A 26,283-nucleotide genomic window follows, 5' to 3' on the forward strand; every position below is an offset into this window, starting at 1 on the left:
CTTCAAGCAAATGATAACCTGACTACGGCGAATGTTACCGCAACTGTGGGAGAGGCTAATCTCACCAGTACCACAGGCGATATCAATACGACTAACGGTAAGATTACAGCCTCTGAGGGTGCAGCAAATCTCACGGCAACAGAAGGAAGTGTGACTACGGCTGATGTAGAAGCACAGACTGTAGAACTTCAAGCGCAGAATAACCTGACTACGGCGAATGTCAGTTCAACAGAGGCAGACGCTAATCTCACCAGTGCCACAGGTGATATCAACACGATTAACGGTAAGATTACAGCCTCTGAGGGTGCAGCAAATCTCACGGCAACAGAAGGAAGTGTGACTACGGCTGATGTAGAAGCACAGACTGTAGAACTTCAAGCGCAGAATAACCTGACTACGGCGAATGTAACTTCAACAGAGGGAGACGCTAATCTCACCAGCACCACAGGCGATATCAATACCAGTAACGGTAAAATTACCGCAACTCAGGGTGCAGCAAATCTCACCGCAACAGAAGGAAGTGTGACTACGGCTGATGTAGAAGCACAGACTGTACAAGTTGAGGGAGATGATAACATCACTACCGTTAATGTCACCTCAACCAACGGCGCAATCAATATTACGAGTGAGTCAGGTTCTATATCAAGTGAAAATTTGACCGCTAAGGGAGAAACAGAAGAAAGTGGAGTGACTCTTAACGCCCCAGGTAATATTACAACAGGTAACATAGATACTGCGTCAGCAACTGATCAAGGCGGCGCGATCGCACTCAATAGCGAGACAGGTGCAATCCAAAGCGGCGACTTAACCTCATCGGGAGCAACAGGGGGTGGAGATGTAACGGTATCGGCTCCCAACACCATCACCACTGGGAATATAGACTGTTCATCCAGCAACGGGAATGGCTGCGCGATCGCACTCACTAGCGAGGTAGGAGATATTACCACCGGGAATCTGAACTCATCTGGCGCTTCAGGTGGTGGTTCACAAACTATTTCCACATTGAGTCAAATTATATTAGGAGAACTTAACTCCAGTTCAACTTTAGGTTCGCCTGGTCGAATTACCATCAATAATGCTCAACCGGAATTTAGAAGAGGAGCACCTGGGATTGAACTAATTTCTATCAATGCTCAAGGTTTACCTACTCTTCCAGGAGTAATTCCCCCGGAAACCGGATTGATTGATATTACTACTGATGGTTACTTCAGAGCGACAGGTATTTTCCCCTCTCAAACAGGCGTACAAGCCAGTATTGCCACAGGGGGTGATCCGATTATTATTCGTCACGGTGGTGGCAGTGCCTTAGATCCCTTTGAGGTGGGTAATCCTGAACAAAACGGTACAGCTGGTGCAATTACCAATGGCAACGGATTTACCGGAACAATTGCACCTCTGCAATCCTTTACCCGTCCCGTTCGCCAGGATAATATTCAAATTATTCCCCGCCAACCCTCTACATCCAATCTACCGTTTAACACAATTTATCCGAACCTCTCGTTCACCACTCAAATTTCTGATGCTGATCTGGAAATCACAACATTAGATAGTGTTCTTACCGATGCCTTTTCGGGATACCTAGGACCAAAACCCAGTGTTAATAATCCGGCTGATGCACCTAAAATCCTGGCGCAAATTGAGAAACAAACGGGGGTAAAACCAGCATTTATGTACGCTACATTTGTGGGCGGACGCCTGGAACTGAGAATGGTTTCGGCTGAACAGAAAAAGATTGTTAGTCTTCCTGATGTAACCCAAGAAACGATTGTGCAAACGGCGACAAAATTACGCCGCGAAATCACCAATCCCATTAAACGAAGAACCACCAGTTATTTAGAGCCCGCTCAACAACTGTATGAATGGTTAATCGCTCCCTTAGAAGCTGAGTTAGAGGCGCAAGGCATTCAAAATCTGGTGTTCATTATGGATAGTGGTTTGCGTTCATTACCTGTGGCGGCTCTCCATGATGGTCAAAACTTTTTAGTGGAAAAATATAGTGTAGGATTAATGCCTAGTCTCAGTATTACCGATACCAGCTATAACAATATTCAAAATGCTCCCGTTTTAGCGATGGGAGTTGCTGAATCCAGTAGTCTGGCGAAAGAGCTGAATCTGAGTCCTTTACCTGCGGTTCCCCTGGAACTTCAAACCATTGAAAGTATTCGCGATGGAGAAACTTTCCTGAATGAAAAAGTTACCCTAGAAACGCTAAAAACCCAAAGCCAAGATGCCACAATTGTGCATTTAGCTACCCACGGTGAATTCAAACCGGGTCCTCTAGAAAATTCCTATATTCTCTTGTGGAATGATTTACTGCGTTTAAATCAACTGCGAGAATTAGGCTGGAATGAGCGTCGTACCCCAATTGAATTGTTAATCCTGTCGGCTTGTCGTACAGCCGTGGGTGATGAAAACGCGGAGTTAGGGTTTGCTGGATTAGCGGTGCAAGCGGGTGCTAAGTCAGCGCTGTCGAGTTTGTGGTATGTCAGTGATGAAGGAACTTCTGGATTGATGACCGAGTTTTATCGGAAGTTACAAACCGCTCCAATTAAATCTGAAGCTTTACGACAAGCACAGTTAGCGATGCTCAAGGGTGAGGTGCGCTTAGAAGGTGGACAATTACGAGGAAGTGGACAACCTGTACCTTTACCGTCAACATTACAAGGTCAAGGGGATCAGTCTCTCTCACATCCCTATTATTGGGCAGCATTTACTATGATTGGAAGTCCTTGGTAAGGAGTAATTTGTAGTCAACACAAGTAGGTTGGGTTGAGGAACGTAGGCGAAGCCTTCTCGGAGAGTAACCCAACTTATTTTAATGTTTTCCGGCTACGTATATGTTGCTAAAGTCTTGACATGAGCAACAGCCGCTGCAACGGTGACGGGTAATCGGTAGCCACCTCCATGAGAAGAAAGTACTGGACACCTATATTTCCTAGCAGCATCTAATACAATTTCAGTCAGTTTGCAAAAATCAGCATTCGTCCAACCTGTTGTACATTTACCACAATCATCCCGATGTGAGTCATAACCTGAGAAAATAGTAATTAAGTCCGGTTTCCATGGAAGGCAATCTAAAGATTGCTGGAAAATGTTGATGCTCTCATGTCCATAGTAAAACTTACCCGTTAGTCCCAGTTCCTCTACAATATCAACGGGAAACGATGTATTTAAAATAGGAATATTACAGTGTCCGACAGCTTCAGCCGCCGTAGTTGTCCCAGCTTTTAAGTCTGAGGCTTTAGCCATATAAAGGTCTACAGCACTGTGAATACTAATGCAATAGATACTGGGATCATGGCTAAAAATTGACTGAGTGCCATCTCCATGATGAATATCCCAGTCAATCATCAAAATTTTCTCAAATCCTTGCATCTGAGCGTATCGTGCTGCCACAGCCAGAGGATTTAAAAGGCAATAACCGTGTCCCCAATTACTGTAAGCATGATGTCCGACCATACTGAAGCAATAGGCACGTTTCAGGCTCCCTTTTTTCATCTGATCAATTGCTTCCATCATGCCTCCTAAACCATAGAGGTATCCGGGTAAACCGTACTCCAAACCTTCGCACTCAATACTCAATTCAGGTAGGGCGGCACTCACCTCATCTAGTTGTTTTTCAAGAGCCTTTAATGCAAGTTTTCGGAGATACTCAGCAGTATGAACGCTCTGGAAATTGCGCCTCTGGGCTTTTCTTAATGGAAGTGCAGGATATTCGGTAAGAGCTTGGGCAAGAGCCTGTCGAACTTGGTTGTAGTAGGGAAAAGAATGCCCCATGAAAGAAATTGATTCAATTGGCTTGGACGTACAGAATGTTTGTGGGTATAGATAGGTGGCAAAATTATTCATTTCTCTAAATCAAGCACTATTCAAAAGTTATACTGCACTTTGGTCATGCAAGGGTATCATGATTGTCATCGTTGTACCGACTCCTACTTCACTATTGACTGAAATCATACCGCCTTGTATGTCTAGACATTTCCTGACAACCGCTAATCCTAATCCGGTTCCGGGAATATTGCCAATATTTGTACCGCGATGAAATATACCAAACAATTTTTTTTGATCCTCTATAGGAATCCCAATGCCTGAATCTTTGATTTGAAATGTCGCGGTAGATTGACTACAGGTTAATATCAAATCTATTTGACTACCTAGTGGAGAATATTTAATTGCATTAGAAAGTAAGTTCATTAAAATAGAGCGTAATAACTTTTCATCTAAGCAGACAAGAATATATTGATTTTGACTAATAAAATTAATCAAATAATTTGAACCAGCATTCACTTGCATCTCTTCCACCAAATGACAACAAAATTTTTCTAATTCAAATGGGCGAGGGGTAAACTCTAATTTTCCCGTTTCCGCTCGATTAATTGTTAAGATATCATTCAAAAGCTGAGTCATGGTTTTAGCTGTTGTCTCAATGCGGTCAATATTACGCCGAATTTTATGATCTGAGCCTTCTGGATAATAATATTTCAGCAATTGGACACTAGCTAAAATAGTACTTAAGGGAGTGCGAAATTCATGGGATGCCATAGAGAAGAAGTTAAGCTGGAGTTGTCTGAGTTCCTGCTCTTGTGCAAGTGCCAGACGGATTAATTCTGCTTGCTTGTGTTCGGTAATATCTTGGGCAGTACCGAGAATTTGCTGGGGTAAACCATTAGCTGTGCGAGTGAACACCATCTCGCGACTGTACAGCCAGCGCCATTCACCTGATTTATGTTGAATGCGATACTCTGTCTCAATAATTTCTCCCTCTTTAGCGGTGGTAAATCGTTTAATGGCAGTGGTACATTTAGATTGATCATCTGGATGAATCAGATTTTGCGGAAATGTCGGTGCCATGGCTTGGATTTCTTCGGGGGAGTAGCCGATAAGTTGAGTGATTTGTTGATTGCTGTAGATATGGCGCTTTTCGATTAAATCATAGAGATACAAAGCGGTTGGCATTGCGTCAGCAATGCGTTGAATAAACCGTTCACTTTCCCGCAGTTCTTGTTCCCGAATCCTAATTTCGGTAATGTTGGTGGCGGCACAGGTAATGCCAACTACTTCTTCGGCATGGTTTCGTAAGGGTTCCACGGTTAAATCGTAGTACCGGACTTTGCCGTCTACGATAATCGATATCTCTTGGCGCTCACCGACTCCTGTGGTCAAGACACGATGTTTAATCGGCATTAGCTTTTGGGCATTTTCCGGTGCAAACATTTCTAATTCTGATTTTCCAATTAGTGCGTCGGTATTAATCCGACTCGCCGGATTATAGACCCAGGTGTAACGCAAATTTGTGTCTTGATTAAATACTGTGATCGGTGAGTTATGCAGCGCAACCCGAAAGCGTTCTTCACTAATTCTTAATGCGGCTTCTGCTTCCCTGCGTTCATGGATTTGCGTTTGGAGATCTGCGTTCGTCTGCATCAGTTCCGCCGTCCGTTCTTGAACTCTGATTTCTAGTTGATCACGGGCTTGACGCAGTTGGTTTTCAATGGATTGACGTTCAATTAATTCCGTTTGAAGCTGTTGATAGAGTTGGGCTTGGTGAATAGCAATGGTAACTTGGATGGCTAATTGATACAGTAAGTCAATTTCTAAGGATTGCCATTGTCTGGGTTGAGAACAGTGATGAGCAATCAGTAGTCCCCAAAGCTTTTCTTGTTGCAGAATGGGTACGACGAGTTTAGATTTGACACCTAACTGCTGGAGGAATTCCACTAAGCAGGGCGTTACTCCATCGGTTTCTGGATTGACTACGGTGCGAATTCGTCCTTGACAGTACAATTGATGCATCTGTTCGGGAAACACTTCCGCCGGAAACGTTTGTCCCAGAATGGGTGCGGTATCCGGAGTGACAGATTCGGCTACGGTACTTCCTGTACCATCAGACCAAATCCGATAGACTAAGACTCGATCAACGCCAAGAAATTCTCGGACTTCGGTTACTGTGGTTTCAAGAATGGTGTCCAAATCTAGGGTTTGGCGGATGCGTTGAGCGCTACTGAGGATGAGTTGCTCTCGTTGCGCCATTTGCTCTAAGGTTGTTTGGGACGGTGGGCGATCGCGAATTAACTCTAACTCGGCTTTGAATCTAGAATGCTGCTTCAGGATCAACCCGCCTAGCACCATAAGTATGGCGATGCTGAGACTATCTCCCAGAATTAGACTCAACTGGGTTCTCTGGATCTGAGTGACTACAGCCCCTAACTGTTCTTGTAACAACAGTTGTGCTTGCGCTGGGATCTGCTTCAAAAGCCATGGCTGGTGTTGGGCGATCGCAGAGGCGCTGTTGAGCTGAGACAATAAATCTTGCAGAGAATCCTGTAACTTGTCACTATAGTCCATCCATCGGGAAGTTTCCATCAGTTGAGTTAGGTGGCTAGAGGAAATGACACTAGCCCCTATAAAAATAAGTAATGCCAGACAATAACCACCGATAATAACTTTGATCCCGATAGATTTTGGCATTTGAGTTCTCCTCCGAAATAACAGCAGCTAGTGCATCACGGCTTCAAATAAGCGGTTCCCCATTTAGATTAGGATAGCTAAAATCCTTCCAGGGAACAGGGAATTCTTTACATAGAATAGGGGTAAACGCTTGATATTTTTTACAATTCTTAACTCCGTTAAGCCAATTGATGTCTAGGTAATTCGCTCTCTGTTCTGTTGAGCAAGTTTATTTTGAGGCGACCTCGTGATAAATTCATATAAGGGAATAGTATGTTTTAAGTGAGAATTCTTCTAGTCGAAGATGATATTTATTTGGCTGAAGCTTTGGCTGAAGCCCTGGCGATACAACGGTATGCCGTTGATACGGTTTCCGATGGAGAGGCGGCTTGGGTGCAAGTGAATACCCTCAATTACGACCTAATTTTGCTCGATATGATGTTGCCGAAATTGGATGGGATTCATTTGTGCCAACGCTTGCGTTCCAATGGTTATCAGATGCCAGTTTTGATGATCACGGCTCGCGATACCAGTACGGATAAAGTTATCGGTTTGGACGCAGGCGCTGATGACTATATGGTTAAGCCTCTGGATATTCCAGAGTTACTGGCGAGAATTCGAGCGCTACTGCGACGAGGGCAAACGGTTTCCCCCCCTATTTTAGAGTGGGGACAATTGCGTTTAGATCCAGGGACTTATGAAGTCTGCTACGGCGATCAAACTTTACGCTTGACTCCCAAAGAATATAGTCTTTTAGAATTGCTGATTCGTAATGGGCGGCAAATTATGAGTCGGAGTGCCATTATTGAGCATGTTTGGTCTATCGATAATCCTCCGAAAGAAGATACGATTAAGGTTCATGTCAAAAGCCTGCGCTCCAAACTTCGAGCCGTAGGCGCTCCAGAAGATTTAATTGAAACGGTACACGGTTTAGGTTATCGTCTCAAATCTCTTTCTGAATAACTGCTTAGGAGTCGCTTTCACAAATTTTTATTACAAGAAAATCCAAAAATCTTTTCCAGAGTTTCCAGCAGTTTGGCTTAAATCCCGAATAAGTCGCTTTTAGCCAATCCAGATTTAAATAATCTCCTCAAATGATTATCATTATCATTCACCTCTTTGTTCTCAAGCTTGCCTGTCAATAAGCTCTCATCTTTTTGAGGCTTGAGGGAGGAAATGCTTTGTCTGCCAAGCTTTTGAGTGAGCTGCTTGTTACCCCTTCAGTCCATTCATTTTAAATAGGATAAATCTGCCTTTACTCAAAACGTTTACGCTGATCTGACCAACGTTTAAGCCTGTACTGATTCTCACCCGCCAAAACTAACGCCACCGTTCCCCCATCCCCTAAATCCGCGATCGCTTGTTTGTTACAGATTTTTGCATTTATAGCCAAATCTTCATTCTGTGTCGCCTAGGAATTGAGCTGCTTGTAGATTGATTCGAGCAGTTTTTCAAAGACGATTTGTTTAAACTCCTGGTTGTTCATGACTTCCATAAAGATCTTCTCATTTCCCTCCATGCGTTCGAGGAAGAGGTTTTCAAGCTGTTGGTTGAGGACGGGGGCGAAGTTTTCTTTGGTGTTGACTTGGGCGGCTTGCTTGAGGTGGTCGTTGGCGATCGCGCTTTCGCTGATTTGCTCGAAAAAGAGTTGGTCGGCGGGGGTAAAATCGGTGCTAAAGCGTTCGTTGAGGGTGTCGATTAGTTGGGAAAGGGGAACGTCTTGATCCGGTTGGCGGGTTCCCGTTGCGGTGGCACCTTTGAGGGATTCGGCTTCGCCTGGGTTGAGGTCGATTTTGCCTTCACTGATTTTTTCTAGGCGGTAATACTTCATCTGGATGTCCCCGGATAGGTCTACTTGAGGCGCATGGGTACTGCGGGGGAGTTTTTTCAGGAGGAAGCGACTATAAGTATAGAGTTTTTCCAGGTCGGAATCTTGGTAGGGGATGATTTGGGCGAGGAAAAGGTACAAATTACGGAAGCTGGCGAGTTGGCTGCGGAATTGGTCTCGTTGGGCGGCTTCTAGGGTTTTGTAGTGGTCGATAATGGGTTCGAGTAGGGCGTTGAGTTTTTTGTGTTCTCCTCCGGTGAGGGCGGGTTTGGGACGAAACCAGATTTCACACCATTGGTTCACATTTTCTGGGCTAAAGAGTCGCCATTCATAGAGTTGAAAGGCGAGGTCATTGAGTTGTTGGGGGTCAGCGGTTTCGCCAAGGGGGGTTTGTTCGTAGTAGGGTTTAAAGGCTTGGTAGATGTCTTCGGGTGGGTTGACGAAATCTAGAACGAAGGTGTCTTCTTTCCCTGGGGCGGTACGGTTGAGGCGGGAGAGGGTTTGCACGGCTTGGACTCCAGCAAGGCGTTTATCGACGAACAGGGTATGCAGGAGGGGTTGGTCAAAGCCGGTTTGGAATTTGTTGGCGACGAGTAGGACTTGGTAATCGTCGCTGGCGAATTTGTCGGGGATTTCGCTGGATTTGATTCCGCCATTCATATTGACTTCGGTGAAGGTTTGATCGGGGAAATCCTTGAGGGGGACTGAACCGGAGAAGGCGACGAGGGATTTAATCGTGGTGTAACGTTTGTCTTTGATGTAGTGGTCAAAGGCGAGTTTATATTTAACGGCGTGTTCACGGGATCTGGTGACGACCATGGCTTTAGCCTGACCGCCGATTTTATGGCGGGTATGGTTGCGGAACTGTTCAACAATGATTTCGACTTTCTGGGCGATGTTGTGGGGATGGAGTTCGACGAAACGGGCGATTTCTCTGGCGGCTTTGCGTCGGGGGAGGTTGGGGTTCGTTTCTGAGAGGCGGACTAATTCGTAATAACGGGCGTAACAGGTATAGTTGGCGAGTACGTCTTTGATAAAGCCTTCTTCAATGGCTTGGCGCATGGTGTACAGATGAAAGGGGGCTTGTCCGGTTTCCCCGGGTTCATCGAAGAGTAGGAGGGTGCGTTGTTTGGGGGTGGCGGTAAAGGCGAAGTAACTCAGGTTGGGTTGTTGGGTGCGAGTGAGTTGGGTTCGTAATAGTTTTTTTTGGGCTGCTTCGCTGAGGTGATCATCGGGTTCATCGTCGAGGAGTTGGTGGGCGATGGCGGCTTCAATCCCCTCGTTGTTGAGGATTCCTCGGAGTTCGGCGGCGGTTTCTCCACTTTGGGAACTGTGTGCCTCATCGACGATAATGGCAAAGCGTTTGTCTTGGGTGGTGAGGGTGACAGTTGTGCCTTTTTTCTCTAGGGTTTGGATGGCTTGGGAAATGAAGGGGAATTTCTGAATGGTGGAGATGATGATGGGGACTCCTGCGCCTAAGGCTTTGGCGAGTTGTTGGGTGTTTTGATCGATTTTATGGACGACTCCAGTTTTGTGGTCGAATTGGTAAATGGTGTCTTGCAGTTGGCGGTCTAATAGTTTGCGATCGGTGATCACGATAACGGTATCAAAGATTTTTTCATCCTGGTCATCGTGGAGGTTGGCGAGGCGATGGGCTAACCAGGCGATGGAGTTGGATTTTCCTGATCCGGCTGAATGTTGAATTAGGTAGTTATGTCCTGATTTATGCTGTTTGGTGTGGGCGATGAGTTTCCGCACCACATCGAGTTGATGGTAACGGGGGAAAATTAGGGTTTCTTTGGTTTGGTAGTTGATTCCGGTGGCGGTGGGGATTTGGATTTTTTGGGTTTCTAGGTGGAGGAAACGGGCGAGGATTTCTAGGATACTATCTGGCTGGAGGACTTCTTGCCAAAGGTAGCTGGTGCGGTATTCTCCTGGGATATGGGGATTCCCGGCGCTGTGGTTATCGCCTTTGTTGAAGGGGAGAAAATAGGTTTTTGGTCCAGCGAGTTTGGTGGTCATCCAGACTTCATTGGTATCGACGGCGAAGTGAACTAAACAGCGTTCTTTGAAGCGAAATAGGGGGTCTTTTGGGTCTCTATCGGTTTGGTATTGGTGAATGGCGTTGTGGTAGGTTTGTCCGGTGAATTGGTTTTTCAGTTCGATGGTGGCGATGGGTAAGCCGTTGAGACTGAGGAGAATATCGGGAATTCCTTTGGTTTTGAGGGTGACTTGGCGGGTAACGGTGAGGCGATTTTTCTGGTAGAGGGCGATGGTGTCGGGGTTCATCCCGGTATTGGGTTGGAAGTAGGCGACTTTGAAGGTTTTACCGTAGCATTTGAAGCCGTTACGGAGGACATCCAGCATTCCCCGAGTTTTGAGTTCTTTGGTGAGGCTGGTAATCAGGGTTTTTTGGGCTTCTCCTGGGCTGGTGCGAGTCAGTTTTTCCCATTGTTTGGGTTGGGTGGTTTGGATAAAGTTGATAATATCGGCGTGGAAAAGGGCGGTGTCTGGGTCGTAGTCCTCTGGCTTACTGGAGTGGTAGCCGTAGAGGTCTAAGAGTTCCCGTTCGATGATGTTTTCAAAGTCTTTTTCTTGGTGCATGGTTATGCTTTTGTTCGATAAAAATGAAGATTTGGTCAGCTTTTGGTCGGGATATAGAAAACCTCTCTCCAAACCTCTCTCCTACAAGGAGAGAGGCTTTGAATTCTCCTCCTTCCGTGCCAAAAAAGCGAAGCATCCGCTGTCCTCCCCCCTGCCACAAAAACGAAGTATCCTCTGTCATCCCCCCTCTTGTAGGGGGGAACGAGGGGGGTTGGGGGAACGAGGGGGGTTAGGTTTGATGTTGATTTGTTCCGTGAAAAGTCAGGTCTATTAAAAGGTTCACGCTTAAGAGCATAGTCAAGAATGAGATTGGTATCGAGCAGAACTTTCACAGGTTATATTTTTCGGCTAAGTATTCGGCTTTTACTTGGTCAGGGTCAAAGTCTGGGGGGACGGGTTCAACCTGGTCTAAGAGGTCTTTAAAGGTCTGGCTTTGATAGTCATAGGGCTGGAATTCTACAATATCTTTGATAATTTTACCGCTATCTTTTGCGGAGCCAAAAGCTGGGCGTTTACTTTTTTTAATCGGGGAAATAATGGCAAGGGGTTGATTATTTTGGGTAATGGTGAGGGGTTCACCTGTTTGGATGGCTTGGGTGAGTAGGGTTTGGAGGGATTCAGGGAGGTCGGATAGGGTGATTTGAGTCATGGTTTTTAATGAATAAAGTAGGTTAAAGTTCGATATCATCTAGGGGTAATAATCCTGCGTCAATATCGGGGAATTCTTCGTCTATGGGTTCGAGGGTGGAGAAAACTTGGAGAAGGGATTTCTTTTGATAGGGTTCGATAATCAATTTGCCATTTTCTTGACGGATGATAACGTCTGTGGTGTTTAGGTTAAGTTCTGGGGGAATGGGTAGGGTTTGGCTGTTCCCTTGTTGGATGAGTTTAACGCGATATTCGGTAGTCATGGGGGTTTCTAGGGTTGGGGAATGGGGACTTGGCGCACGTCGATTTTGCCTGTTACAGCGTTGGTGATTAGGGCGGTGCGGTATTCTTTTAGGAGGTCTATGGCTTGTTGGATTTTTGCTTTTTGTTGGTCGATTTCTAATGTTTTTGTATCCAAGAATTCTATAATCATTTTCTGTTCAACAAGAGGAGGCAATAGCGCGAAAAAATTTGCGAGAGAACCTAAATAAATTCCTGGCTGTGCAGAAAATCCTGTATTCAACCATAAGAGATTTTGAAATTTAGAACTTTTAAGAAAATAGAAAAGGAATTTGTAAAGACACATGGTTTTTTTTGTTCTTAGAACAGCAAGACTCCTCTGTATAGTAAATTCTGGCATTTTTTTAACTATTGCTACCTTACCCAGCGTTGCGCCTACAATAGCTAAGACTATATCGTTTTCTAGAACTCGAAAAGATTTATTTAATACCTGAAAATCATCCTGAGAAATCAAGCTATCATCTTCTAAATTAACAAAGCTATCATTGATGATATTACGAACACTGAGTAGAGGAACTCCTTGATCAACACGGGGTGGAGGTAAATGAGTTCCATCTCTTAAAAGCGAACATATATGCTTTAGTTTAACTGGCTTCCAATGTGCAGGGATATCACCTAGCCACTCGATGCCAGAATCTTTCATGGGGACGGTTGGATCTAAACCTTTGGTGACAGCGTGGCTGATGAGGGCGGTGCGTTTTTCGTCGAGTTTTTCGAGGAGGGCTTCTTTTTTGGAAATGAGGGCATCTATTTGGCTGGTTTTGTGGTCGAGAAATTGCGCGATCGTGTTCTGTTCTTCCAATGGCGGGGTTGGAAGATAAACAGATTTTAGGCTATCTGAGTATATAACTTCAATTGTTGTTGCGTTACTTTTTGCTTTTAATTGTTCAAGAATAACTTCTCCATCTTGAATTAAATACATTAGAAAATCATTTGACAAAGTTAAAAAATTAATTTGCAATCTCATTAAACAAGGGTGTAAAATTCTCCGTTGAGAATCTTTTGGGGCAATCGCACATTTACCAATTGTCCCTCTAGTTGTTATCAAAAAATCACCCGTAAATATTTCAAATGCTTTTAAAGACTCGAATTTATCTTGAGAAATATAGTTTTTTATTGATTTAAAATCTTGATCTAATACGTTTCTTTGGTTGTAAACCTTAACTTCGTGATCGTCCATTTCAGATGAAAGTAATTGGCTTCCGAATGGACCAGTTTTTATCGCCCCCGACTGGGGCAATAAATGCCTTTTCAATGGCACAACATCCCAATGTTCAGGAATCTCCCCCAACCACTCAACACCAGAATCCTTGTACCGTTCATACCCCTGATACTGTCCCATTAACCCTCCTCCCAATCCTTTCTTTCCTTAGCCAAAATTAACACTTGAACATAGAGACGATCTGAAATTCTTGTTCCCTGTTTCCGCAATAAATCGAGAACTTCAGTAACATTATCTAACAAACCTCGACGCTTTGCTAACAGCAGAATACCCATCGTCCCAATTAAAGGTAACTTCCTTGCTAAAGCAACTTTTCTCGCTGCTTTTTCATCTATCAATAACTGACTCGCTTCCATCTCTTCCGCTAAAGCGATAGCTTCAGACTCTCCTAAATCTAGCTTTGATGACTTCTGTAAATCCTCAACAAGTTGTTTATTGTTTACTTCTATCACTTCTAGCCAAGATAAATTTTTGATTAATTGAGTTGCTGGATGTTCCCCCTTTTGTAATTCATAAAACACTCCCTGGGGAATGATGACTTGATTAAAAAGCTGAGGCAATAAATCCAGATAGCCTACTTTCGCTAACTCACTAATTGGGGTTGTGTCAGAAACAATAATCATTCAAGAGTCCTGTTGCTCTAACATTAACTCTGCTCGGTCAACTTCTCGGACTAACTCGTCTAAATCTTGAGAATCATCAAAAATGGAAATATCCCATTTTTTCATCATTTCTATAACGTCCAAACGAGAAACCCCTAGAATTTTTCCTGCTCGACTGCTGGTAATTTCCCCTGCTTCTAGTAAAGTCATAACATAGCCTTCCTTGGCTTTTTGTAAAGCTTTTTGCTGCACCTCAGCCGGAAGTTCGATATTTTCCAACTGTTCATCTGAAATGATTAAAGCCATTAATTTTCCTCCCAATCCTCAATCTTTAAACCCTTAACTCGTTCAAACTCTTTGACATTATGCGTCACTAAAGTCAAGTCAAAACGGCTGTTTACTTGTAATGAGTTCCCTTTTAGATACACAATACAGACATTAGTATCTAATAAATAAAAAAGCTCACGACTCATCAAAAACTCCTTCTAAATCATCATCAAGGCTATCATCTACCCCTAAATCATCAACCTCGAAATCATCCTCTGCACAGCAACCATATAAATTCAGTAACCCCGAATTGTGAAGCATATTATTGTACCTTAAAAACTCATGTAACTCCCCTTCAGCTGCAAACGTTCCCAACTCCCGAAACTCCTCAAAATCAATCAACCCCTCCCTAAACGCTTTCAACACCAATTGACGGAGAATTTCTTGCGGTAAATCTCTCCATTTGTCTTGTACCTTTGCCGTTAACTTTTCTGGTAAATTAACCGTTACCTGCATAATGTTAGTCTCCCTTTGATTTTTTTAGCTGATCCATTACACAACCATCCATATCAACTTAAGCTCAACCCCTCACCCACGCCAGCCCTCACCCCCAGCCCCTCTCCCAAGCTTGGGAGAGGGGAGCAAGAGGGGAGTAAGAGAATCATGTTCCCCTTCTCCCGTGCAACAAAAGCGAAGCATCCGCTGCCATCCCCCCTGCAACAAAAACGAAGTATCCTCTGTCATCCCCCGTGCAACAAAAACGAAGTATCCTCTGTCATCCCCCCTCTTGTAGGGGGGAACGAGGGGGGTTGGGAGAAGGGGTTAGGGGATGAGGGGGAAATGTCGAGGAGTAGATAGACACAACTTAAAACCTTACCAGCACTGGTTTTCTACCTTAAGTCACCACCAATGTTACACAACCTCCCCCAACATCGCCATAATATCCGCCTCTAAAGACTTAATATCCTCCTCAATCGCCGCCAAGTCACGGGGAGGCTGATACACATAAAAATGCCGATTCAAGGGAATCTCATACCCCACCTTTGTTTTATCAAAATCAATCCAAGCATCGGGAACATGGGGTAATACCTCCGCATCCAGATACGCCAAACAATGGGCTTTGACTAATTCATTTAACTCATCTAACCCCGTTTTCCCGTCATACTCCAACGGTAACGGTAAAGGAATATCCTCCGGTAAAGGCACAATTTCCGTATCTCGTAAACTGGTATCCGGTTCAACCTTTCCCTTGCTATCCCAACAGATTTCCGCTTCGGAGTCAGTTTCCCCCAACGCGGCTAAAATCGCCTTTTTTACTGGACTTTTCAGCTTTAACCCAGCTTGTTTTAAAACCTTCTCCATGTCCTTTACAAACACCTCGCGGGACAAATAAAGTTTATTCCCATCCAGACAAGACAGCGCAGCAATAATCTCCCGTTGTAAATCTTGTCCCATCTCAATTTCAAGTTGTTTCGCCGTCTCGTCTTTGCGCTTCTTACTGGTTGCCAAATTCTGAAATGCCGTTTGTTCCCACAGTCGCGCCAAGCGTTCCTCACTGACTTGAAAACTCAGCCGTAAGGGACGTTCTACCGTAATCTTAAGAAAACCAAACTCCCGATTATCAAAAATCTTACCACAAACCCGTTCTTGGCTTTCCCCCTCAATCTGCACTTTACTTATCCCATTCTGTTGATAATCCCCATAAAGTCGCACCAGTTCCGTGATATGGTCAGGGGATAACTCATTTCGCTTATCCCCTAAACTCTTTTTCATCTTCTGATAATGGTGCGTCCCATCAATCAACTGTACCGTCCCTTTCCGATGGGATGCTTTCTTATTCGTCACCAACCAAATATAAGTAAAAATTCCCGTGTTATAAAACATCTGATCCGGTAACGCCACCACCGCATCCAGCCAGTCATTTTCAATAATCCAACGGCGAATATTACTCTCCCCACTCCCCGCATCCCCAGTAAATAAAGGTGAACCATTAAACACAATAGCAATGCGTGACCCATCTCCCCCCGCTTCCGGTGCCGAGTACATCTTAGAAATCATGTGTTGGAGAAACAACAGCGACCCATCATTAATCCGGGGTAAACCTGCGCCAAAGCGACCCTTAAACCCCAGGGTTTGATATTCCGCCTCGATGAAATCTTTCTCCGGTTTCCACTCCACCCCAAAGGGCGGATTAGCAAACATATAATGAAACTGTTTATCGCTATGACCATCGTGGGGAACAAAGTTATTACTCTTTTGCTTCGTGTCTTTGAGTCCTAATGTATCCCCATAAACAAGATTATTAATCGGTTCATCTTTAATCAGCAGGTCAGAACAACAAATCGCGTAGGATTCGGGGTTATATTCTTGCCCAAATAATGCCAAGTTTGCGTCCGGGTTTTGCCGTTTAATATATTCCTCCGCCACCGATAACATTCCTCCTGTCCCTGCTGTCGGGTCATACACGGTGCGGTAAATCCCTTTTTGAAAGACATCCTCTTCCTCACAGAAGACCAAATTTACCATCAGGCGAATCACTTCACGGGGGGTAAAATGGTCTCCGGCTTCTTCGTTAGCTTGTTCGTTAAATTTCCTCACCAACTCCTCAAACAAATACCCCATTTGCAAGTTGGACAGATGCGCCGGAGACAAATCCACATCCGGACTGGCGATCGCCTGCATCACTTCGTAGAGGCGATTGGCTTCATCGAGTTTCTGAATCTGCTTATCAAAGTCAAACTTATCGAAAATATCCCGCGCCAGGGGAGAAAAGCCATTAATATAGGCGCGGAGGTTATCGGCTAATCCTTCCGAGTCCCCCAGCAGCTTCTTAAACGTAAACTCACTCAGGTTATACAAAGGCTGTTGGCGATTCCCCCCGATCGCCACTTTCGCGATCGCCTTTTCAAACGCCTCCCCCTCTAACCCCATTTCCTCATACTTCCCCTTGGCTGCAAGAACCGCTTGCTTAGTGGGTTCAAGGACAGAATCGAGACGACGCAGCACAATCATCGGTAACATCACCTGACGGTATTGAGGGGGGCGGTAGGGACCTCGCAGCTTATCGGCGATACTCCAGATCAAGCCGACTAACTCTTGATGATTGGCGTTTTGTACGGTGGTCGTCATAGAGGGTTAATAGTTGTTTTTTATTAGCTGGGGAAGCTGGGGGAGCTGGGGGAGCTGGGGAAGCTGGGGGAGCTGGGGGAGCTGGGGAAGCTGGGGGAGCTGGGGGAGCTGGGGAAGCTGGGGAAGCGAACAAGATGTTCGCATTACAACAATTTTAAGGGTGATCAATCTGCCTTTACTCAAAACGTTTTCGCTGATCTGACCAACGTTTAAGTCTATACTGATTCTCACCCGCCAGGACTAACGCCGCCGTTCCCCCATCTCCTAAATCCGCGATCGCAGTCAGCGATGTATTCCCATGGGTGGAGAATTCACTGTAGAGTAACGCCCCCTTCTCCGAAAAAATTAATGTCCGAGGTTTATATTGCTGCGTGTTCGTTTCCGGGCGTTTGATATTCAGGGTTTGGTTGGTACTCGAGAGATCCTCATATAGGGTTAAAACGGCTTCCGGTTCATCGTTCCCGGTCAAATCCAAAGGCTGTACTAACCAATGTCCGATCTCTTGCAGCATTATCGGAATCGTGGGTTCGACTTCAGGCGATCGCTTGCCACTTTTAACTAATTCCTGCCACAGTGTTGGTAATATTGCCGCGACCCATTGCGGTTGCAGTTGGTTTAAATCGGATAAGCTAATTGAACCCGGTTCTAGCCAGCGCAGCGCCGTTTGAGAATATGCCATGGGACGACTATTTTCTCTATTGGGTAAGGCTTGTCCGGTGGCTAAAAGCTTGATTACACCCTCTTGATAGGACATCCCTTGAACCGTCGCGACGATCGTCTCCTGGCGTCCCTCCGCTGACCAGACGGCGATTTGCAGGTATGGATCAGTGTCTAAACCCAGATATTGCCAAAGACGCTGAGTTGCAACAACTGTGGACAATTGTAAATCGGTAAAGGGTGTTTGACGCCAGCGTTGACCATCATTAAAGGCGGCGACTTCTACCTGATACCAAACCTCTTGGGGGGCTTTTTGGAATCCTGAAGCTGGGGCGGTTAAAGTGACGGGAAATGTTGCTGTACTATTTCTGGCTTTCGGTTGTCGCCACTCTTCAGGCTTGACAGTTTCCACTGATTGTGCTGTCCCGACAATTTTACTTAAATGAGGGATGATGGCTGGAACCTCTGCTAATGCAGTATCCAGATAATCCAGGTAGGCATAAATTTGGGCATTATTGTTAGGTTGAGGCTGATCAGATTCTGATTCAGGGGATGGGAGTTGCTGCAACCAAGAAATGGCTTTAGTCCGCCCTTCTTGGGCGGCGATAATTAAAGCCCCCCAAGTTTTTACGGTGCGATCGTTGGGACTAATATTGAGGGCAGCTTCTACCCGTCGCCATAATTCCTCGGTATCGGTTTTGAGTAAGTTGGCAATGTCTTGGGCGGAACCATTAACGGCGGCGGTTTGAAATACTTGTAAGGCATCTGTCCACCGTCCATCAATCAGATAGGCGAGAACTTGTTGTCCTTGACTTGCCCAGGTTTGGTTGGCTTGGGCTTCGGTAAATTGGGCATGAAGTCGAATCACGTCTAGTTGTGCTTGAACTGTCGCCGACTCCGTGTTTTTCTGTTCTTGTTGCAATCGTCGATACGCCCACGACCATAACCCATTCCGGGCTAACATTAAGGAATTACGATAGGTGGGACTATCATCAGCCCTTGTATTTAGTGAAATTTCGGTTAGTTGAATTGGATTGAGGAGAAACTGGCGGGGTTGCACCTGGTATACCTGGAATTTCGGTTCTAATCCTACCGTTTGATTAATCACTAATTCTGGGGTGGATTCCCCGGTGACTTGTTGCCAATAAGGGGGTTTATCTGTGGGACTTTGCCAGTCCAGCATAACACTCAGGTGCATTTGTTCGGGGTTGTAATGGAGGATTTGTCCATAACTTTTCGGGGATTCATCGGTGAGGCGAATTCCCCAGAGATTAAACCAAAATCCTGTGGCGGGGGCTTTATTTTCTAAACGGTTAAATCGAGTAAAGGCGAGGGAACGAGAGGCACTTCCAGTAATCGCGTCGGTGGAAGAAAGGACAAAATATTCTTCTGGTTCATTGATAGCAAGCTGAGTGACCAATTGGTAAGCAAGTTCGGCTTGCTGGAATTCGATGGGTTGATAAAGTCTCAGTTCGACAATTTTTTGGCAATTGGTTTGACAGTTCGGCTTAGATTTTAAGATGGGTAATAGAATAGGGGTTTCTCGATAGGGTTGTCCTGTATTGAGGGATACAAGTTCTCCCGCGATTAACCCATTTTGGCGCAATTCGTCGCGTATGGTTGCCAGGGTTTGTGGGGGTGAAGCATCAGCAATGGGAATCTTTGTCCATCCGGGTAAAATGCGATTCAGCCAGATCGCCGCATTGGGATCAATCATTAGGCGAATCCCTAACCATATCCCCCCAGTAACGATCGCACCCGTGGCGATTAATGCGGCGATCGTACCTAATGCTACCAGACAGCCATTGGCTGATGATTTTTTCCGGACTCGTCTTCGGCGTCTCTTTGTGACTCCGGACAATCGTTTCCCCCTTTCACCTACTGACACCTTATCGCCGATCATCGCTGCACTGAATTAGTGATTTCGTGAACCTAAAGCCAATGGCAATACTATCGTTTTCCAGGCTAATCCGGCTACAATTAATCCCAGACCAACTAACCAAATTTGTTGTTCCACCCAAAAGGCTAAGACGAGACACCCGGCTAATCCTACTCCAGCTATCCATTTGGGATACAGTCGTTCTTGGGCAGATAGGCGTAGGGCAGACAGGTTGGTAAGGGCATAATAAACCAAAACGGTAAACGCGCTAAATGACCAAGTTGTTTTGACATTACCAATCAGAACCAACGCCGCGATCGCGACTCCAATACAAATCACCGATATATAGGGTGTGGTTCCCGCCGCATTCAGACGCGCTACAATTCTCGGCATATCCCGACGACGCCCCATAGCCAATAGTACGCGAGATAATCCCAATATCAGGTTTAGCAATACGCCTACCATCGCCGTCATTGCACCCAGGGCGAGGAATGGGGGAACGATGGGAATCCCAAATTGGCGAGAAGCGACTTCCAAGGGGGCGGCTTTGGATTGGGTGGCGGCGCTAAGGGTATCCACACCCACAGAACCCACACCCACGGCGGCGATTGCCATATATAGGATCATGGTGATAATCATCGTCAAGATAATCGCGATCGGGATAGTGCGTCGCGGGTGATGCACCTCTTCTCCCAATGTGGCAATCCGACCATAGCCAGTATACGCCACAAACATTAAGGCACTGCCATGAAGCAAAGAGGCGATCGCACGTTTATCTGAGGTGTCGGTGGGGAAAAAGGGGGTAAAATTCCCAGGGGTGACGTGAGGTAAACCCGTGATGATAAAGATCATCAGCGAGAGTAGGGTAATGGAAACGATAATTAGGTTAGTTAGGTTAGAACGGCGAATTCCCCCTAAGACAATTAGCGTCAAGATAACGACTGTCACCAGCGCCAGGGGGACTAACCATTGAGTCGCATCCAGACGCAACGCATTTAACAAATAACCCGCAAACCCCAAAGCCGCCGTCGCTGCTGATGCTGTTTTCGCCAACAGGAACATCCAACCCGCCGTAAAGCCCAGCCAAGGGGTAAGATAGCGATACCCATATTCATAAGTTCCCCCACTAACAGAATGATTCGCTGCGAGTTGGGCGCTACTTAACCCATTACAGGCGGCGAGTAAGGCGGCGATCGCAACAGCTAAAATTACCGATGTTCCAGCGACTCCGGCGGCGATACCAATACTGACAAATACCCCGGTTCCTACCATCGAACCGAGTCCGACTAGGATAGCACCCCGAAGATCCAATTCTCGTTTTAGCGAGGGTGGCGCTTTAGATTCTGGCATAGAGACACTCCCCTGAGTAATCATTATGCCGCTTATCGTACCAACTCTAACAGAGTAGAATTTATGTCGAGTGATCTACGATACAAGCGACAAGAAATGTAGGGGCGCAAGGCTTGCGCCCAGAAAGATTTTGGCGTTGCCGAAATCTTTAATATACCGTAGGGTGGGCATTGCCCACCAGCTAAAATTTCAGTACCATTCGATCTAGACTTGCGCCCATAAAATTAGCGCGATCGCTCTTTTTTTTACCTAGCTTCAGGTTATGATAGTAAGGTGGCTACTGTGACAACTTGTGAACTTAAGTATTTAAAATGTTTATTCTTTATCTGGTGTAGCTACCTTAAAGTTTACTTGAATATCAGAATGGCAAACATTCTTAAAAGCAGATTGAATGTTTAGTAATTTAGATTCAGTGAGTTTTAACAAATGTTTTGAAGTAACTTCTATACAAGCCACTTTGCCATCAAAAAAAATTAAATTGCAGTGCATCCTAAGCAGCGCCCGCAAACTAGAACTTTTAATATTTAAAATCACTTCTTGCCATAAACCTTCTATGTGTCTTCTATTTATTCTAATCCTTTTAATTTCTGATTCTAGCTTTAACACTTCCTCTGCTGGAAAATTATATTCCCATGATCCCATAGAAATTGTAAATTGCAAATCAGATTTAATCTCTTGATTTAGATGTTGTTGTCGATATTTTAAATCAGAAATTATATCGCTAGATTGAATAAATTCTAGATAGCTGAACAAGCCACCCCCGTAGAGCAATTCATCGATTCCAACTGAAACTCGCTCATTACCATACTCAATCAAGTGGAGGGGAATAAATCCAGCCAGAATGAGATGATATTTAGGTTGTGCTTCATTCACCTCCTCTTGAATTAAAATACAAACTAAGACATTATTTTTATCGGCTTCTTCAGGACTAATTGACCATTTAATTGTATCAATACTGCCATGCCGAGATTTAACTTGAATACCAATCTCTGGTTTAGAAGTTAGCGTAAAATCAACTTTACCATCACCACCTAAGCGTTGTTCATAGTCAACCTCAGTCACCCAATCACCTAAACGCGCTTTAACAACTTCCTCGGCTAGTTTTCCCTTCAGGTTGTTAATAAACACATCACGAACGGGAGAATTACGTTTATACTTTTCCGCCATCTGCCAACAAAAGTCTCTTAGCTGTGTCAGTCTCTCACCGGAGATAACCGTTAACTCGCTGTGTTGTCCTTCTATATCACAATGCAGCAGATGTCCAGATTTCAGCCGTTGAATGAAATCGGTTTGTTGGGATTTCAGTAAAGTAATCCAGTCCATGAGACATTTACAATGAATTGCGTTCTAATCTATTATCACTCGGTTTCCGTGGTTTTATTCCATCCTGATTCATCAATTTTTTCATTGTTATCCATAGTATCTAAATTCGTTTTCTGTTCCTTTAACGCTTCAATACTGTCGCTCAAATCAACGTTATTACTAGACACTCGACTGAATGACAACCAAACGACAGCAGTCGTGAAACTGGCTCCTATAATCACCGCTAAAGGTAAAATAAAACCACTGTCAGTCATCGAAACTAATGGAATGCAAATCCCTAGCATTCCCGTGGCAAATCCCCAGATAATGGCAGTGGCGGCAAGTTTAAAGCCGGCTCCTTGTGTTTGACGTATCATAAGTTAACTCAAGTTATCAGACAATCACTATCTCCTCTGTCACAATGCGATAGTGTTCATTTCCCGCCCAAAACAATGGAGTAAATCTTCCAGCTTGGGGTCAGTTAAATCATTAACCACCAACTCCGCCCCCGCCGCCATTAACGCCTGTGGTTCATGAGTAGTCGCCACACCAATCGTTAAAAGTCCCGCACCGACGGCGGAACGAACGCCAGTTAAGGAATCTTCAAACGCCACGGCTGAAACCGGGGATACACCCAATAATTCTAACCCTACCTGATAAGGCATGGGATCAGGTTTACCCTTTTCCAGTTCCTCCGCTAAAACAACGGTGGTAAAGTGCTTATCTAAACCGAGAACTTGCAACATAAATTGGGCATTATCTTTCGGTGCATTTGTCACCACCGCCTGCTTCAGTTGCTTTTGATTTGCCCAATCTAACACCTCTAGCAATCCGCCTAACGGTTTCAATTGTTGATCAGCACGTTTCCGATATTCTGCTTCTTTATAATCCCCTAACTGTTTTCCTGCTTCTAGAGACAGATGGGGTAATAAATCCTTGACAATCGCCGCATTGAGACGACCGCTAAAATGAGTTTGGTAGAAGGCGTGATCAAACTCTAAGCCATACTCGCGCAAGATATCTTGCCACGTCTGAAAATGGATAGGGTCAGTATCCGCTAAGGTGCCGTCTAAATCAAATAATAATGCCTGAAGCATAATCGATGGGGTGATAGCTGTTGCACTCCAGTCTACCGTTTAGCAACGAAATATGACAAGAACAACTCAGTTTCCGGTTAAGACTGACGTATCGTAATAAAAGGTGGGGTTTATCAAGATGGGTTTAGCCACTTTCTGCGTGGGTATCACCGATTACATTTCAACCAAACCCCTCCTTATCCCAAATCAGTATCACTGCGCCAAAGCTTTGATTTCTGCCAGTATTATTCACAATGAGTGATATGATTCAATCTCAACTCACACTGCCAAAAGTATCCTACAGGATTGAATGGAAAAAACTGCCTGATGATTTTCACTTACCCGATGAACCTGTGGAGAATATTTATCATCCCTTACTCGCATCAACACTGCGAGAGATTATAGAAATCGCTGGCTTTATCACCTCTTCCATGCTATTCGCCTCCAACTTTGCTATCTGTGCCACTGTGGATGGCAAAATAGTGGTCAAAGCACCAGACTGGTTTTATGTTCCCAATGTGTTACCTATCGCGCCAGAAGTCACTCGTCGCAGTTATACCCCTCATACAGAGGGAGATATCCCAGCCATTGTTATGGAGTTTCTCTCTGAGACTGAACAGGGGGAATACTCAGCGAAATCGACTTATCCCTATGGAAAATGGTATTTTTATGAGCGGATTTTGCAAGTCCCAATTTATGTTATTTTTAACCCCAATGATGGGACATTAGAAGTCCATGATTTAGTAGCTGGACATTATGAATTGCGACAACCTGATGGGAATGGACGCTACTGGATTGCCGCAATGGGTTTATATTTGGGAGTTTGGTACGGCACTAAGGCAGAAATAACCTGCTATTGGTTACGGTGGCGGGACGAATCAGGAACTCTTTTACCGTGGGGAGTTGAGCGAGTGGAACAAAGTTTACAGGAAGGAGTACAACAAGGAAGAATGCAGGAAAAGTTAGCTATGATTAACCGTTTATTGATTCGCCGAATTGGTGAAATTACTCCAGATATGCAATCACGAATTAATGGTTTATCGGCAACAGCTTTAGATGAATTAAGTGAGGCTTTATTAGATTTTACGGATATGGCAGATTTAGTCAATTGGATTGAGCAGTGTTAATTCATATCAAATATTCATACCAAATCCACCTTTATCACCCCTTTTGCCACGGCGATTAAAATCGCTGCTACACAAGCAAAGTCCGCCTGCGCGGACTAGTGCAGCGGGCATAAAAATACTTGAGCAGCTTCGTAGATACGATGAAGCAGGGGGAGCAGAGGGAGCAGGGGAAGCGGGGGGAGATAAGCTGTCATGCATTTAAATTGGGTATTAGTAGCGAGCAAGATGCTCGCACTACAAGGATTTCGTCATTATTGACATTAAGGTTTAAATGCCGAACAGCTTATTAGTTATTTCTGCCTTCTTGCACTAGAACACCAGTCCAGTAATCGGATCATCTACTTGAATTGTGCCAAAATGCTAACAATACGATACCAAATCTCCGGTCTTTTGACTTTTTACTTCTTGTTACCACTAACTGTGGTTACTGGACTGACGCCCTAGACAGGATAGAACACAACATTGGTATAATTACTGGTTCAAGATGTGAGGTGAATAAAACTTGTTGATATTAGGTCAGATTTAATTTGACGATAATTAAGTCCAATCAAGTCTTTAAAATAAATAGATGTTGGTTCTTTTAATACTGAACTATAGTCTTTGTGGATTTGAGGAGTAACTGAGGTACTATCGCTGAAAAATAGAGTATCTCCGAGTACGGAAAGAGACTTCTGATTAAGGGGTTGAATTAAATCCTGTGACGTTATCCCTTTTTGATGATTAAGTTGATTTAAAGCGGCATTATCTTCTGACACAATTGCTTGAAATGCCATTCGTTCATCCTCAGTAAGCTGTTGAGTAAATTTCAGCAATTTCTGCCATTCTCGTGGTAAAAATACGGATAAATTAGGTTCAATTATGGGGAAGACTGTTTCAGTTGCTATTAACTTCTGTGTTCGTAGGGTTTGCATTTGCTGTTGCAGAGTGGCATAATCAGATTCTAACTGCTGTTTAAGCTGATCTAATCGCGTCAAATCTTGAGTGAGTTGCTTTTGTTGTTGCTGTTTTTCAGTAACTTGTTGCTGCATTTGTTCCAATTCGGATTTGAGCGGAGTGAGATTTTCCTGCACTCGCTGTTGCTGTATCCGCAAGGACAAAAAAGCTTGATTCAGTTGCTCTAACCGTTGCTTTAAGCCTTGAATTTGGGTATGTAAGTCGTAAGCTTCGCCGCCTAAGTCTTGCTTACGGCGTTCGAGTGCGGCTAAGTCTTGACTAAGATGTTCGTGGTGATGCAGTTTATCGGCTATTTCAGTTTGAAGCTGTTCGAGTTCAGTATGTAAGTGATTTAAGCGAGTTTCCGCTGGCTGGATTTGAGCCGTTTTTGCCCAGAGGGATTGATTCAGTTCGCTTTGGTGTTTCTCTATCTGCTGAATTTGCGATCGCAGAATACTCACTTCCTCTAGGTGTTCCTGCTTGTGCTGTTGAATTTCACTGATTTCTTGATACAGGCTATTTCGTTGGTTATGCAGTTCAGACACGCGACTCAGAAGCTGACTCCGTTCAGTTTGTAATGCATGAATACTGGCTTCGAGTTGATGTTGGGTTTCCCTTCCCTGCATCAGTGATTCATACAGCAGGCTTTCTTCTTGCTCAAATTCTTTGATTTGATTGAGTAAAGCGTTTTTACGCTGTTTTTCTGCTTGAAGGCGTCGCCTATCCGCTACAGTAACGCCAGCATAACTTGCCACAACGGTAACGACTCCATTAACCAAGGCTTTGTTGGGGTTAACGAATAATCCCACACCCACACTGACTGTAAAAGCAACTGTACCAAGAAGCATTTGATTAACAAGTTGGTTCATTGGTCATTCGTCTTATGTCATTGGTCATACTCGCTTTCATCGA

General features: G+C 44.6%; 20 protein-coding genes and 1 pseudogene. 3 read left to right on the top strand and 18 right to left on the bottom strand.

Translation table 11 applies throughout. From position 1 onward, the window contains the following. Positions 1-2,736, top strand: a 2,736-nt coding sequence (locus RH949_RS11980; RefSeq protein WP_446353320.1) for a CHAT domain-containing protein, incomplete at its 5' end; no start/stop codon positions are given. A 93-nt stretch (positions 2,737-2,829) separates the two neighbouring features. Here RH949_RS11980 and RH949_RS11985 read toward each other — a convergent pair. Beyond that, complete coding sequence (locus RH949_RS11985) at positions 2,830-3,777, bottom strand: histone deacetylase (protein WP_446353322.1); 948 nt, start codon at positions 3,775-3,777, stop codon at positions 2,830-2,832. Between the two features lie 99 nt (positions 3,778-3,876). Further along, positions 3,877-6,468: a sensor histidine kinase gene (locus RH949_RS11990; protein WP_446353324.1), complete on the bottom strand. Its 2,592-nt coding sequence runs from the start codon at positions 6,466-6,468 to the stop codon at positions 3,877-3,879. A 261-nt stretch (positions 6,469-6,729) separates the two neighbouring features. On the opposite strand from RH949_RS11990, the gene RH949_RS11995 reads away from it, so the two are divergent. Further along, positions 6,730-7,410: a response regulator transcription factor gene (locus RH949_RS11995; protein WP_044204705.1), complete on the top strand. Its 681-nt coding sequence runs from the start codon at positions 6,730-6,732 to the stop codon at positions 7,408-7,410. 292 nt (positions 7,411-7,702) lie between these two features. Here the strand turns inward: RH949_RS11995 and RH949_RS12000 are convergent, their stop codons facing one another. The 15 genes and pseudogenes from RH949_RS12000 to RH949_RS12070 form a co-directional block, all read right to left on the bottom strand. After that, entirely contained in the window at positions 7,703-7,840 is a 138-nt protein-coding gene (locus tag RH949_RS12000; RefSeq protein WP_446353326.1) for a hypothetical protein, read from the bottom strand. Positions 7,841-7,858: 18 nt separating this feature from the next. After that, the gene (locus RH949_RS12005) at positions 7,859-10,879 is read right to left on the bottom strand and encodes a type I restriction endonuclease subunit R (RefSeq protein WP_446353328.1); all 3,021 of its coding nucleotides are present in this window, start codon (positions 10,877-10,879) and stop codon (positions 7,859-7,861) included. A 328-nt stretch (positions 10,880-11,207) separates the two neighbouring features. After that, positions 11,208-11,528: a type II toxin-antitoxin system Phd/YefM family antitoxin gene (locus RH949_RS12010; protein WP_446353330.1), complete on the bottom strand. Its 321-nt coding sequence runs from the start codon at positions 11,526-11,528 to the stop codon at positions 11,208-11,210. Positions 11,529-11,550: 22 nt separating this feature from the next. Next, positions 11,551-11,790, bottom strand: a complete 240-nt coding sequence (locus RH949_RS12015) for an antitoxin (protein ID WP_446353332.1) — start codon at positions 11,788-11,790, stop codon at positions 11,551-11,553. 8 nt (positions 11,791-11,798) lie between these two features. Further along, positions 11,799-13,169, bottom strand: a complete 1,371-nt coding sequence (locus RH949_RS12020) for a restriction endonuclease subunit S (protein WP_446353334.1) — start codon at positions 13,167-13,169, stop codon at positions 11,799-11,801. Then, on the bottom strand, positions 13,169-13,672 hold the full coding sequence (locus tag RH949_RS12025) for a DUF3368 domain-containing protein (RefSeq protein ID WP_446353336.1): 504 nt from the start codon (positions 13,670-13,672) through the stop codon (positions 13,169-13,171). Before RH949_RS12025 ends, RH949_RS12020 begins: the two co-directional genes overlap by 1 nt. Beyond that, complete coding sequence (locus tag RH949_RS12030) at positions 13,673-13,957, bottom strand: UPF0175 family protein (RefSeq protein ID WP_446353338.1); 285 nt, start codon at positions 13,955-13,957, stop codon at positions 13,673-13,675. Positions 13,958-14,113: 156 nt separating this feature from the next. Next, entirely contained in the window at positions 14,114-14,434 is a 321-nt protein-coding gene (locus RH949_RS12035; RefSeq protein ID WP_446353340.1) for a hypothetical protein, read from the bottom strand. A gap of 396 nt (positions 14,435-14,830) precedes the next feature. Next, entirely contained in the window at positions 14,831-17,047 is a 2,217-nt protein-coding gene (locus RH949_RS12040; RefSeq protein ID WP_446353342.1) for a type I restriction-modification system subunit M, read from the bottom strand. A 175-nt stretch (positions 17,048-17,222) separates the two neighbouring features. Beyond that, positions 17,223-19,565: a hypothetical protein gene (locus RH949_RS12045; protein WP_446353344.1), complete on the bottom strand. Its 2,343-nt coding sequence runs from the start codon at positions 19,563-19,565 to the stop codon at positions 17,223-17,225. Between the two features lie 54 nt (positions 19,566-19,619). After that, complete coding sequence (locus RH949_RS12050) at positions 19,620-20,933, bottom strand: APC family permease (protein WP_446353346.1); 1,314 nt, start codon at positions 20,931-20,933, stop codon at positions 19,620-19,622. A 315-nt stretch (positions 20,934-21,248) separates the two neighbouring features. Continuing rightward, entirely contained in the window at positions 21,249-21,575 is a 327-nt protein-coding gene (locus RH949_RS12055; protein WP_446353367.1) for a hypothetical protein, read from the bottom strand. Between the two features lie 78 nt (positions 21,576-21,653). After that, positions 21,654-22,256 (bottom strand): annotated as a pseudogene (locus RH949_RS12060) (tetratricopeptide repeat protein); the annotation flags it as partial. Positions 22,257-22,291: 35 nt separating this feature from the next. Beyond that, positions 22,292-22,612, bottom strand: a complete 321-nt coding sequence (locus tag RH949_RS12065; RefSeq protein ID WP_446353348.1) for a hypothetical protein — start codon at positions 22,610-22,612, stop codon at positions 22,292-22,294. 39 nt (positions 22,613-22,651) lie between these two features. Then, positions 22,652-23,332: an HAD family hydrolase gene (locus RH949_RS12070; RefSeq protein ID WP_446353350.1), complete on the bottom strand. Its 681-nt coding sequence runs from the start codon at positions 23,330-23,332 to the stop codon at positions 22,652-22,654. Between the two features lie 242 nt (positions 23,333-23,574). Here RH949_RS12070 and RH949_RS12075 point away from each other — a divergent pair, with 242 nt between their 5' ends. Then, positions 23,575-24,438: a DUF4351 domain-containing protein gene (locus RH949_RS12075; protein WP_446353369.1), complete on the top strand. Its 864-nt coding sequence runs from the start codon at positions 23,575-23,577 to the stop codon at positions 24,436-24,438. A gap of 479 nt (positions 24,439-24,917) precedes the next feature. On the opposite strand, the gene RH949_RS12080 is transcribed toward RH949_RS12075, so the two are convergent. Beyond that, complete coding sequence (locus tag RH949_RS12080) at positions 24,918-26,240, bottom strand: hypothetical protein (protein ID WP_446353352.1); 1,323 nt, start codon at positions 26,238-26,240, stop codon at positions 24,918-24,920. Between the last annotated feature and the right edge of the window lie 43 nt (positions 26,241-26,283).

The organism is Coleofasciculus sp. A1-SPW-01 (genome assembly GCF_040217205.1).
GTDB lineage: Bacteria > Cyanobacteriota > Cyanobacteriia > Cyanobacteriales > Coleofasciculaceae > Coleofasciculus > Coleofasciculus chthonoplastes_A.